The sequence below is a fragment of the Kribbella qitaiheensis genome, assembly GCF_042657745.1.
GTDB lineage: Bacteria > Actinomycetota > Actinomycetes > Propionibacteriales > Kribbellaceae > Kribbella > Kribbella qitaiheensis.
In genome coordinates, this window is sequence record NZ_JBHSKE010000075.1 from 164,059 (window position 1) to 175,442 (window position 11,384).

An 11,384-nucleotide genomic window follows, 5' to 3' on the forward strand; every position below is an offset into this window, starting at 1 on the left:
TTCTTCTATCTCCGTCTGCTCAGGAAGCTTGATTCAGGGGGTTCTTGACGTCGACCAGCACGTCGTCGCCTTCGAGTCGGACCGGGTACACCGGCACCGGGTCGTACGCGGGCAGGCTCGTCGGCTCACCTGTGCGCAGGTCGAACCGCGAGCCGTGCAGCCAGCACTCGATCTCGCAGTTGCCGACATCGCCCTCGGACAGCTGGATCTGCGCGTGCGAGCACTCGTCCCGCACCGCGAAGACCTCACCGCCGCTCTTCACGACCGCGACCTCGACACCGCCGACCTCGGCCGCGACGACTCCCTCGTCGGGGATGTCGGCGACCGAGCAGGCGCGTTCGAAGCTGTCGCTCATCAGGCCTTGTTCGCCTCGGCCGTCGTCGCCACGGTCAGCGCTGCCGTCCTGGCCAGCTTCTCCTCGATCACCTCGTGCAGGTGGTCGGTGACCTCGGGGACGCCGATCCGGCCGATGATGTCGTTGAAGAACCCGGACACCACCAGGCGGCGGGCCTCGTCCTCCGGGATGCCGCGGGCCTGCAGGTAGAACAGCTGCTCATCGTCGAACCGGCCGGTCGCCGAGGCGTGCCCGGCGCCCTCGATCTCGCCGGTCTCGATCTCCAGGTTCGGCACCGAGTCGGCGCGCGCCCCGTCGGTCAGGATCAGGTTCCGGTTCAGCTCGAAGGTGTTGGTGCCCTCGGCCGCGGCCCGGATCAGCACGTCGCCGATCCACACCGAGCGAGCGGCGTCACCCGCGAGCGCGCCCTTGTAGACCACGTTGCTCTTGCAGTTGATCGCCTCGTGGTCGACGAAGAGCCGGTTCTCCTGGTGCTGACCCGACTCGGCGAAGTACACGCCGAGGAGCTCCGCGTCGCCACCGGGCCCGGCGTACCGGACGTTGGTGGAGAGTCGGACGACCTTGCCGCCGAGCGTGACGGCGACGTGGTTGAGCTTGGCGTCGCGGCCGATCACCGCGTCGTGCTGACCGACGTGGATCGAGTCCCCGTCGCCCTGCTGGATCGAGACGACCCGGAGCTCGGCGCCGTCACCGACGACGATCTCCAGGTTCGCGGCGTACTCGCCCGCGCCGGTGTGGTCGATGATCACGGTGCCGCGGCTGTGCCGGCCGGCCTCGACCACCAGGTGGCCGAAGCCGCGGCCGCCGAGGCCCGCGATGTTGACGTGCACCGGCTCGGTCAGCTCGGCGTCGTTCGGGATCCGCACCGCCAGCGCTTCACCGGCGTGCTTCCACGCGACGGCCGCGATCCGGTCCTGCGGGGTGCCGGCCTGCACCGAGTCGGCGGCGATCGTCTCGATCACGACGCCTTCGGGGCCGTGCGCGTCGACCTTGACGGTCTCGGTACCGGCCTCGTCGGCGAACAGGGCCTTGAGCGCCTTCACCGGAGTGAAGCGCCACTCCTCCTCGCGCCCGTTGGGCACCGGGAAGTCGGCTACGTCGTACGACGTCGTGCGCTCGCTGCGGGCCTGCAACGGCACCGGCGATCCTGGCCCGTGAGAGTGGCCCTGATTGCCGGTCGCAACCAGGGTTTCGGTGGCTGACATCAGCCGACGGCCCCTTCCATCTGCAGCTCGATCAGTCGGTTCAGTTCCAGCGCGTACTCCATCGGGAGCTCGCGGGCGATCGGCTCGATGAAGCCGCGGACGATCATCGCCATCGCCTCGTCCTCGGCCATCCCGCGGCTCATCAGGTAGAAGAGCTGGTCATCGCTGACCTTGGAGACGGTCGCCTCGTGCCCCATCGCCACGTCGTCCTCGCGGACGTCGACGTACGGGTAGGTGTCCGAGCGGCTGATGGTGTCGACCAGCAGCGCGTCGCAGCGCACCGTGGACTTGCTGTGGTGCGCACCCGGCGCCACCTCGACGAGCCCCCGGTACGACGTCCGGCCGCCACCGCGGGCGACGGACTTCGACACGATCGAGCTGGAGGTGTACGGCGCGTTGTGCACCATCTTCGACCCGGCGTCCTGGTGCTGGCCCTCGCCCGCGAACGCGACCGACAGGGTCTCGCCCTTGGCGTGCTCGCCCATCAGGTAGACGGCCGGGTACTTCATCGTCACCTTGGAACCGATGTTGCCGTCGATCCACTCCATCGTCGCGCCCTCTTCGCAGGTGGCGCGCTTGGTGACCAGGTTGTAGACGTTGTTCGACCAGTTCTGGATCGTCGTGTAGCGGCAGCGGGCGCCCTTCTTCACGATGATCTCGACCACCGCGGAGTGCAGCGAGTCCGACTTGTAGATCGGCGCGGTACAGCCCTCGACGTAGTGCACGTAGGCGTCCTCGTCGACGATGATCAGGGTCCGCTCGAACTGGCCCATGTTCTCGGTGTTGATCCGGAAGTAGGCCTGCAGCGGGATGTCCACCTTGACGCCCTTGGGCACGTAGATGAACGAGCCGCCGGACCAGACCGCCGTGTTCAGCGCGGCGAACTTGTTGTCGCCGACCGGGATGACGGAGCCGAAGTACTCCTGGAAGAGCTCCGGGTGCTCCTTCAGGCCGGTGTCGGTGTCGAGGAAGATGACGCCCTGCTCCTCCAGGTCCTCGCGGATCTGGTGGTAGACGACCTCCGACTCGTACTGCGCGGCGACGCCGGCGACCAGGCGCTGCTTCTCCGCCTCGGGGATGCCAAGCTTGTCGTAGGTGTTCTTGATGTCCTCGGGCAGCTCGTCCCAGCTGGTCGCCTGCTTCTCGGTGGAGCGGACGAAGTACTTGATGTTGTCGAAGTCGATCCCGGACAGATCGGCGCCCCACGACGGCATCGGCTTGCGGTCGAAGAGCTTCAGGCCCTTCAGCCGCAGGTCCAGCATCCACTCCGGCTCGTTCTTCAGCGTCGAGATGCCCTGCACCACCTCGGTGCTGAGGCCGCGCTTCGCGACGGAACCGGCAGCGTCACTGTCGGACCAGCCGAACTTGTACGTGCCGAGCCCGTCGAGCTCGGGGTGAGCGGTTTGCGTCATCGTGCAGTCCTCGCAGATTCGCCGTCGGATACAGGGGAAACCGGCTGGGGGCCGGGAATGTGCGTCGTACAGACACCGTCGCCGTGGGCGATGGTGGCCAGTCTCTGGACGTGCTTGCCGAGCAGCCGGGAGAAGACCTCGGTCTCGGCCTCGCACAACTGGGGGAACTGCTCGGCCACGTGCGCGACCGGGCAGTGGTGCTGGCACAACTGCTCGCCGGCACCGGCCTGCTGGGTGGAGGCGGCGTAACCGTCCACGGTCAGCGCCTGCGCGAGCACCTCCGCCTCCTTGCCCTCGGGCGCCAAGTCCACCAGCGCCCGGTACCGCTTCTCCAGCTCGCCCACCCGTTGCCGGGCGAACGCCACGACGGCGTCGTCGCCACCGGCCTCCGCGATGAAGCGCAGCGCCGTGGCGGCCAGGTCGTCGTAGGCCTGGTGGAACGCGTGCCGGCCGGTGTCGGTCAGCACGAACACCTTGGCGGGACGGCCACGGCCGCGGGGACCGTAGACGCGCTCCTCGCGGCTCTCGACCAGACCCTCTTCGAGCAGATGGTCGAGGTGCCGGCGGACCGCCGCCGGGGTGAGCTCGAGCCGCTCGGCCAGCACCGCGGCGCTGGACGGCCCGTTGGTCAGGATCGAGCGGGCGACCCGGTCCCGGGTGGACTCGTCCCGAGCCACAGCGATGCCCGAAGGCACACGGCTGCTCTGCGCGGGAGTTTTCACAACATCAGTGTCACCTAATTCCCCGGACCCTTCAAATAAGGCTCCCCTAACCGCTTCCCAGCCTCTCGCCTGAGTCCAGGGGCGACCGTGAGGAGCGTCACGTCCGGGCGACGCAGGCGCCGGAGGGGGCCTCGGAGGGCCCACTTAGACTCTGTACGTGCCAGTCGCGGTGGAGATCGACAACCTCGTCGTCCGGTACGGCGAGAAGACCGCGGTGGACGGCCTCACTCTCACCGTAACCGGCGGAACAGTGACGTCCGTGCTCGGCCCCAACGGGGCGGGCAAGACCACCACGATGGAGACCTGCGAGGGGTTCCGGCGGCCCGACTCTGGCCAGGTCCGGGTGCTCGGGCTGGACCCGATCGCGGACCACGACGCGCTGATGCCCCGGATCGGGGTGATGCTGCAGGAAGGCGGCGCCTGGTCCGGCGTCCGCGCCCTGGAGATGCTCCGCTACGTCGCCTCGCTCCACGCGCACCCACTGGAACTCGACCCGCTGGTCGAACGGCTCGACCTCGGCAGCTGCGGACGGACGCCGTACCGCCGGCTGTCGGGTGGGCAGAAGCAGCGGCTGTCGCTGGCGCTGGCGATCGTCGGCCGCCCGGAGGTTGCGTTCCTGGACGAGCCCACCACCGGGCTGGACCCGCACGGCCGCCGGGAGATCTGGCAATTGATCCGCGACCTGCGCGACGACGGGGTCACCGTGGTGCTGACCACCCACGCGATGGACGAGGCCGAGCAGTTGTCTGATCAGGTGCACGTAGTGTCCGCCGGCAAGCTGATCGCCTCCGGCAGCCCCGACGTACTGACCGAGCACGGCGCCAAGTCGCTCGAGGACGTCTACCTGGCGCTGACCGCGCCGCCCGCCCGGGAGAAGAGATGAGTACTACGTACGCCCCGCGGCCTGGCTCGGCTCCTTGGCCGCGGAAGGTGTTCTCCCACGCGGTGATGGAGTTCCGCCTGCTCCTCCGCAACGGGGAGCAGCTACTGCTCGCACTGGTCATCCCCCTCGGCCTGCTGCTCCTACTCGGCGGCACGGGCCTGGGTGATCGGCTCCCGCTCGGCGACGGGCCCGCCGTGGACCTGGCGGTGCCCCGTGTACTCGCGCTGGCCGTACTGTCGAGCTCGTTCACCTCGCTGGCGATCGCGACCGGCTTCGAGCGGCGGTACGGCGTGATCAAACGCCTGGGCGCGTCTCCCCTGTCCCGCACCGGCTTGCTCGCCGGGAAGATCGGCTCGGTCCTCGCGATCCAGCTCATCCAGCTGGCCGTGCTGATCGGCGCCGGGTTCGCCCTCGGCTGGCAGCCGGTCGGTGGGGCTGCCGCTGTCTTCGGCGTGATCCTGATGGTGCTGTGCGGCACCGCCGCCTTCGCCTCGCTCGGCCTGCTGATGGCCGGGGTACTGCGGGCCGAGGCGACCCTGGCCGCGGCGAACCTGCTCTACCTGCTGCTCCTGGTCGGCGGAGCGATCATCACGCCGGTCGAGGAATATCCCGACGGCATGCAGAGCGTAGTACGGCTGCTGCCGAGTGCGGCGCTGGCCAACGGGCTGGCGAACTCGACGCTGGAAGGGGTCGTGCCATGGGCCGCCGCGTTGTCCCTGGCGCTCTGGGCGGGAGTCCTCGGATACCTGGTGTCCCGGACCTTCCGGTGGGACTGAGCAGAGCCTTCTCTAGAGTGTGCCGGTGACCACGGAGATTCCGACCCGCGAGACCGAGCCCGTCACCGGATTCTGGCGACTGGTGCCAGAGCCGAGCCTGGACGTCGTCCGCCGCTGGGGCTGGGCCTCGGTGGTGGCGAACATCGGCATCGTCGTGACCGGCGGTCTGGTCCGGCTGACCGGCTCGGGGCTGGGTTGCCCGACCTGGCCGCAGTGCACCGACTCCTCCTACGTGCCGCACAGCGCGCTCGGCATCCACGGGGCGATCGAGTTCGGCAACCGGCTGCTCGGATTCGTGGTGGCGGTGATCGCGATCATCACCTGGCTGGTGGTGATGCGGTACCGGCCGAAGCGGACCGACCTGCGCCGGCTGGCGACCGCCGCCGCGCTGGGCATCCCGCTGCAGGCGGTGATCGGCGGGGTCAGCGTGCTCACCGGGCTGAACCCGTGGATCGTCTCCGCGCATTTCCTGGTGTCACCGATCATCATCACGCTGAACGTGTCGATGATGCGCCGGTCGCGGACGAGCCCCTACCCGCACACTCCCCCGGTGGTCCGGGCGCTGGCGACCGCCGCCGTGGTCGCGGTCTGGCTGACTGTTGCCCTCGGCACGCTGGTCACCGGCTCCGGTCCGCACTCAGGTGACCCCGAGACCGGGCGGAACGGGCTGAACGAAACGCTGATCAGCCAGTTGCACGCAGACATCGTGTTCGGCCTGCTGGGCATCACCATCGCGCTGGTGATCGCCACCCGGGTCACCGCGACTTCCCGCACCTTGCGGAAGCTCGCAGCCTGGTTGCTGGCGATGGAGTTGCTGCAGGGCGCCGTCGGCTTCACGCAGTACTTCACGGGGCTGCCGTGGGGGCTGGTGCTCATCCACATGTTCTTCGCCGCGGTCCTGATCGCCCTGGTCACCGCCGTGTACGGCGAACGCGGTACGCCGGCCACCTGAGCCCCAGACGGCATGAAAGACCCGGAGCACCCGGCCCGGTGAGAAAGCCGGACGCTCCGGGTTGTCTCAGTGCTTCACCTTGTAGATGGCACCAGGTCCGAAGAGCGGCGACGAGACGTAGATGTCGCCCGACCTGCTGATCGCCGTCCCACCGGGCAGGAGCAGCTTGTTCTTGGCCAGTTCCTTCTTGAAGCCGGCCTTGTGGTGCTTACCCGGGTACTGAAGGAACAGCGAACCGAGCACCGGGTTTCCACCACCCAGCTCGAACTTGAGCCAGCTGATCTTCGCCAGCTCGACGACCGCCAGCGTGCCGCGCGGTCCACCGGCCAGGTCGACGATCGAGGTGTACCCGTCGGCGTACCGCTGGCACTTGCCCTTGTACGGCTTCGCGGGGTCGCACACGGCGCCGTGCGAGCCGGGCTTGATCCGCCAGATCTGGGACGTGCCGGGCGTTGCCGGGAAGCCCCGGAGCTCGCCGACGTACCAGTAGCCGTCCGAGCCGACTGTGACGGACGTCGCGACCGCCTCGCTCGGGATCGAGCTACCGGCCGGCGGGGAGCCGGGCGGCAGACCGGTCGGGACCTTGACCGTGCGCGGCTTCAACCGCGCGACCGTCTTGATGTGGCCGTTCGGCCAGACCCTGAGCAGGTCGTTGTTCGCGGCATCGGACACCAGGACCGTGCCGTCCTTCAGCGCCGCGACGCCGAACGGGTTGGACTCGGTCGGGCTGTCGGCCAGGTTGTACGGATCCGGATCCGTCAGCTGGTACTTGCCGATGTCCGCGACCTTCACCGGCGACTTGCCCGGCCGCAGCCGGTAGAGCGTCGCGCCGCCTGGCGGCAGCGGCTGACCCGGTTCACCTCCCGCACCGGTCAGTGCGTACGTCGTACCCCACTTGTTGGTGTCGATGGCCGGTGCGAAGCCGCCCGGCACCTGGCCAAGCTTGCGGATCCGCTTGCCGTTCGCCCAGGCCTCATACACCGAGCCGTCGCCGACGCTGTAGATGATCTTCCCGCCGAACGTCGCGACGCCGCGCGGCGAGACCAGGTTGGTGACGACAGGTTTCAGGCTGCTGCTGTGCTTGCCGGTCGCCTCCGCCGGACCGGCGACCACCAGGACGGAACCGATCAACGCAACCGCCGACAACGCGGCCAGACGTGCTGTTCTTACCCCCACTGTTACCCCCCTCGTTCCCCGTCCCCCCAGGGTGGAGCCGTCCCCCACGGACACCACATCGCAACACTCCAAGTGGCTGAGGTCAACGGGAGGACTCCCCGCCACCACTCGTGTACCGACGGCGAAATCCTTGTACCGCAACGGTTTGTGCGGTCTCACGCACCCTCAGTGCATACGGAGTTCGATGCCTTGGGCAACGAATCGTCGCCGTTCAGGCGTCGGAGGCAACCAAAATCGGGCCCGATCAGGCAACGGATCCGGTCGACGGGTCAGCGCAGCAGCGGATCGATGGCCGCGGCGATGAAGAGCAGCGCCAGGTAGATGTTGGAGAAGTGGAACAGGCGCATCGGACGCAGGGCCGCGCCCTCGGCGCCGGTGTTCGCCCGGGCCAGCAGGGCGAAGGCCTCGCGGAGGAAGACGACGCCCAGGATCACGGCCGCCAGCGGGTACACCCAGCCGGTGCCGCCGACGGGCCAGAGCGCGATCGAGGTGATCACCATGACGATGCTGTAGGCCAGGATCTGCCGGGCCGTGGCGACCGGGGTGGCGACCACCGGGAGCATCGGCACGTCCACCGAGGCGTAGTCCTCGCGGTACCGCATCGCCAGCGCCCAGGTGTGCGGCGGCGTCCAGAAGAACACCACGGCGAACAGCACCAGCGGGGTCCAGGCCAGCTCACCCGTCACCGAGGTCCAGCCGATCAGGGTCGGGAAGCAGCCGGCGATCCCGCCCCAGACGATGTTCTGCACGGTCCGGCGCTTCAGCACCATCGTGTAGCCGAAGACGTAGAACGCGTTAGCGGCCAGCGCCAGGAACGACGACAGCCAGTTGACCAGCAGTCCGAGCTCGAGCGTGGCCAGGATGCCGAGCGCGATGCCGAAGATCGTCGCCGAGCGTGGGCTGACCGCGTGCCTGGGCAGCGGGCGGCGTCTGGTCCGGCGCATCTGCTCGTCGATGTCGCGGTCGAGCACGCAGTTGATCGTGTTCGCGCTGCCGGCGGCCAGGATCCCGCCGACCAGGGTCGCGGCGACCACCCCGAGCCCGGGCACCCCGCCCGCGGCCAGGAACATCACCGGCACGGTGGTGATCAGCAGGAGCTCGATGATGCGCGGCTTGGTCAGACCGACGTACGCCTTGATCACGTCGCGTACCGACGGACCGGTCACCTCGAGGGCTGGGTCTGCCGGGTGCGGCGCCGGGTACGACGTCGTCGCGGCTGGACGCGGATCGACGGCCGTCACGAACACCTCGAACTGAGTGGGTTGACGCCGGGGACCGGCGCTGACGGTTCGACAGTCTACGACGCCCCGTAGGAGCCCCACGCACCCACCCGTACCGGGGTGTCGGGCCGGCTCGACGGACAACCGTGCGGCCCTGGTAACGCGACCGTCGGACAGCGGTAATCCGCGCGTGGAACAAGAGGCATGGACACCGACCGGAGGGGAACCGATGTGATGTGCGGGACGCCCGGGCCGAGCCGGGAACAAGAGCGGGCCCCGCAGGGTTTGCGAGGTATGGAAGGCAGAGAGCGACCGGGCGAGTAGGCTCGCTCACGGTGACGCGCGGGGGCGCGATCGGCGTGGGACCAGCTGGTCCGGCCGGCCCTCGGACGCCAACCTGGACGTGTTCGAAGCCATCGAGAGGAGCGCCGCCGGCGTGACGGAGAAGACCAGCCCCAAGCTTGACTGGACCGAGCTCGACAAGCGTGCGGTCGACACCGTGCGGGTCCTCGCGATGGACGCGGTGGAGAAGGTCGGGAACGGCCACCCCGGTACCGCGATGAGCCTGGCCCCGGCGGCCTACCTGCTGTTCCAGAAGGTGATGCGGCACAACCCGGCGGACCCGTCGTGGACCGGTCGCGACCGGTTCGTGCTGTCCGCGGGCCATTCCAGCCTCACCTTGTACATCCAGCTCTACCTGGCCGGCTACGGCCTCGAGCTGGACGACCTGAAGTCCCTGCGCGTCTGGGGCAGCCTGACCCCGGGTCACCCGGAGCACGGCCACACCAAGGGTGTCGAGACCACCACCGGTCCGCTCGGCCAGGGCGTCGGCAACGCGGTCGGCATGGCGATGGCGGCGCGCCGCGAGCGCGGCCTGTTCGACCCGGAGACGCCGAAGGGCGAGAGCCTCTTCGACCACCACGTCTACGTGATCGCGTCCGACGGCGACCTGGAGGAGGGCGTCTCCTCCGAGGCCTCCTCGCTGGCCGCCCACCAGAAGCTGGGCAACCTGACGCTGATCTACGACGACAACAAGATCTCGATCGAGGACGACACCAACATCGCGTTCTCCGAGGACGTGGCCGCCCGTTACGCGGCGTACGGCTGGGACGTCCGCGCCGTCGACTGGACCAACGGCGGCACGGGGTACGAGGAGGACGTCCAGGCCCTGTACGACGCCATCGAGGCGGGCAACGCGGTCACCGACAAGCCCAGCTTCATCCGGCTGCGCACCATCATCGGCTGGCCCGCCCCGAACAAGCAGAACACCGGCAAGATCCACGGCTCCGCGATCGGCGCCGACGAGGTCGCCGCGACCAAGGTCATCCTCGGCTTCGACCCGGCGAAGGACTTCGAGGTCGCCGACGAGGTGGTCGAGCACAGCCGGCTCGCCCTCGAGCGCGGCAAGGCGCTGGAGGACGAGTGGGCCGGGAAGTTCGAGGCCTGGAAGCAGTCCTCCCCGCAGCGGGCGGAGCTGTTCGACCGGCTGTCGCGGCGCGACCTGCCGGCCGGCTGGAAGGACGCGCTGCCGAGCTGGGACGCGAATGCCAAGGGTGTCGCCACCCGGGCCGCCTCCGGCGAGGTGCTGACCAAGCTGGCGCCGGAATTGCCCGAGCTCTGGGGCGGTTCGGCCGACCTGGCCGGCTCGAACAACACCACCCCGAAGGGTGAGCCGTCGTTCATCCCGGCCGAGCACGCCACCAAGGAGTTCCAGGGCAACGAGTACGGCCGGGTCCTGCATTTCGGCATCCGCGAGCACGCCATGGGCTCGATCCTGAACGGCATCGCGCTGCACGGCGGCACCCGTCCGTACGGCGGCACGTTCCTGGTCTTCAGCGACTACATGCGCCCCGCGGTCCGGCTGGCCGCGCTGATGAAGCTTCCGGTCACATACGTCTGGACCCACGACTCGATCGGCCTCGGCGAGGACGGCCCGACCCACCAGCCGGTGGAGCACCTGGCCGCGTTGCGGGCGATCCCGGGCCTCGACGTGGTCCGCCCGGGTGACGCCAACGAGACCGCCGCCGCGTGGGCCGCGATCCTCCAGCACAAGGACCGCCCGGCCGGTCTGGCGTTGACCCGGCAGAACGTGCCGACCTTCCCGCGCGGTACCGACGGCTTCGCGACCACGGAGAACGTGGCCAAGGGCGGGTACACCCTGCTCGACACCGAAGGCACCCCCGACGTCGTCCTGATCGGCACCGGCTCCGAGCTCCAGCTCGCCGTCGAGGCCCGCAACACGCTGGCCGAGCAGGGCATCAAGGCCCGCGTCGTGTCGATGGTGTCGCGCGAATGGTTCGACGAGCAGGACGACGCGTACCGCGACTCCGTCATCCCGCCGCAGGTCCGTGCCCGGGTCTCGGTCGAGGCCGGTATCGCGCTGACCTGGCGCGAGATCGTCGGCGACGCCGGACGGAGCGTGAGCCTGGAGCACTACGGGGCTTCGGCTGACTACCAGCGGCTGTACACGGAGTTCGGCATCACCGCCGAGGCCGTCGTCCAGGCCGCGAAGGACAGCATCGCCGCAGCCGCCGAGCTCGGCGGCTCCGGAGTACCGGCCGGCCGACGGCCCGCCGGTCCGCTGGGTCCCGGTGACGACCCCGCGGTGAGCGCCGACCCGGATGCCGACGCCACCAACGAACGCAACTGAACAATCCACAACAGAACATTTCGGAGGCTTCGG

Annotated in this window: 10 protein-coding genes; 4 read left to right on the forward strand and 6 right to left on the reverse strand. The window is 69.2% G+C overall.

Annotated elements, in window-relative coordinates:
- Positions 1-19: 19 nt before the first annotated feature.
- From ACFPJ1_RS39660 to ACFPJ1_RS39675, 4 genes are all read right to left on the reverse strand, one after another.
- Entirely contained in the window at positions 20-355 is a 336-nt protein-coding gene (locus ACFPJ1_RS39660; protein WP_380111518.1) for a non-heme iron oxygenase ferredoxin subunit, read from the reverse strand.
- Positions 355-1,494 carry a Fe-S cluster assembly protein SufD gene (sufD, locus tag ACFPJ1_RS39665; RefSeq protein ID WP_465261106.1) on the reverse strand — a complete coding sequence of 380 codons (1,140 nt, stop codon included), beginning with the start codon at positions 1,492-1,494 and terminating at the stop codon, positions 355-357. The genes ACFPJ1_RS39660 and sufD overlap by 1 nt, the downstream gene beginning before the upstream one ends.
- Positions 1,495-1,559: 65 nt before the next feature.
- Positions 1,560-2,972, reverse strand: a complete 1,413-nt coding sequence (gene sufB / locus ACFPJ1_RS39670; RefSeq protein ID WP_380111521.1) for a Fe-S cluster assembly protein SufB — start codon at positions 2,970-2,972, stop codon at positions 1,560-1,562.
- A complete protein-coding gene (locus ACFPJ1_RS39675; protein WP_380111522.1) occupies positions 2,969-3,694 on the reverse strand; it encodes a helix-turn-helix transcriptional regulator in 726 nt (241 codons plus the stop codon). Before ACFPJ1_RS39675 ends, sufB begins: the two co-directional genes overlap by 4 nt.
- A 157-nt stretch (positions 3,695-3,851) precedes the next feature.
- Here ACFPJ1_RS39675 and ACFPJ1_RS39680 point away from each other — a divergent pair, with 157 nt between their 5' ends.
- The 3 genes from ACFPJ1_RS39680 to ACFPJ1_RS39690 are packed head-to-tail and all read left to right on the forward strand — an operon-like array spanning position 3,852 to position 6,305.
- Entirely contained in the window at positions 3,852-4,577 is a 726-nt protein-coding gene (locus ACFPJ1_RS39680) for an ABC transporter ATP-binding protein (protein WP_380111523.1), read from the forward strand.
- Positions 4,574-5,353 (forward strand): ABC transporter permease, encoded by a 780-nt coding sequence (locus ACFPJ1_RS39685; protein ID WP_380111524.1) that lies wholly within the window; start codon positions 4,574-4,576, stop codon positions 5,351-5,353. The genes ACFPJ1_RS39680 and ACFPJ1_RS39685 overlap by 4 nt, the downstream gene beginning before the upstream one ends.
- 25 nt (positions 5,354-5,378) lie before the next feature.
- Positions 5,379-6,305 (forward strand): COX15/CtaA family protein, encoded by a 927-nt coding sequence (locus ACFPJ1_RS39690; protein WP_380111525.1) that lies wholly within the window; start codon positions 5,379-5,381, stop codon positions 6,303-6,305.
- A gap of 66 nt (positions 6,306-6,371) precedes the next feature.
- On the opposite strand, the gene ACFPJ1_RS39695 is transcribed toward ACFPJ1_RS39690, so the two are convergent.
- A complete protein-coding gene (locus ACFPJ1_RS39695; RefSeq protein ID WP_380111526.1) occupies positions 6,372-7,481 on the reverse strand; it encodes a ScyD/ScyE family protein in 1,110 nt (369 codons plus the stop codon).
- 269 nt (positions 7,482-7,750) lie between these two features.
- Entirely contained in the window at positions 7,751-8,722 is a 972-nt protein-coding gene (locus tag ACFPJ1_RS39700) for a heme o synthase (protein WP_380111527.1), read from the reverse strand.
- 415 nt (positions 8,723-9,137) lie between these two features.
- On the opposite strand from ACFPJ1_RS39700, the gene tkt reads away from it, so the two are divergent.
- Entirely contained in the window at positions 9,138-11,351 is a 2,214-nt protein-coding gene (gene tkt, locus ACFPJ1_RS39705; RefSeq protein ID WP_380111529.1) for a transketolase, read from the forward strand.
- Positions 11,352-11,384: the final 33 nt, after the last annotated feature.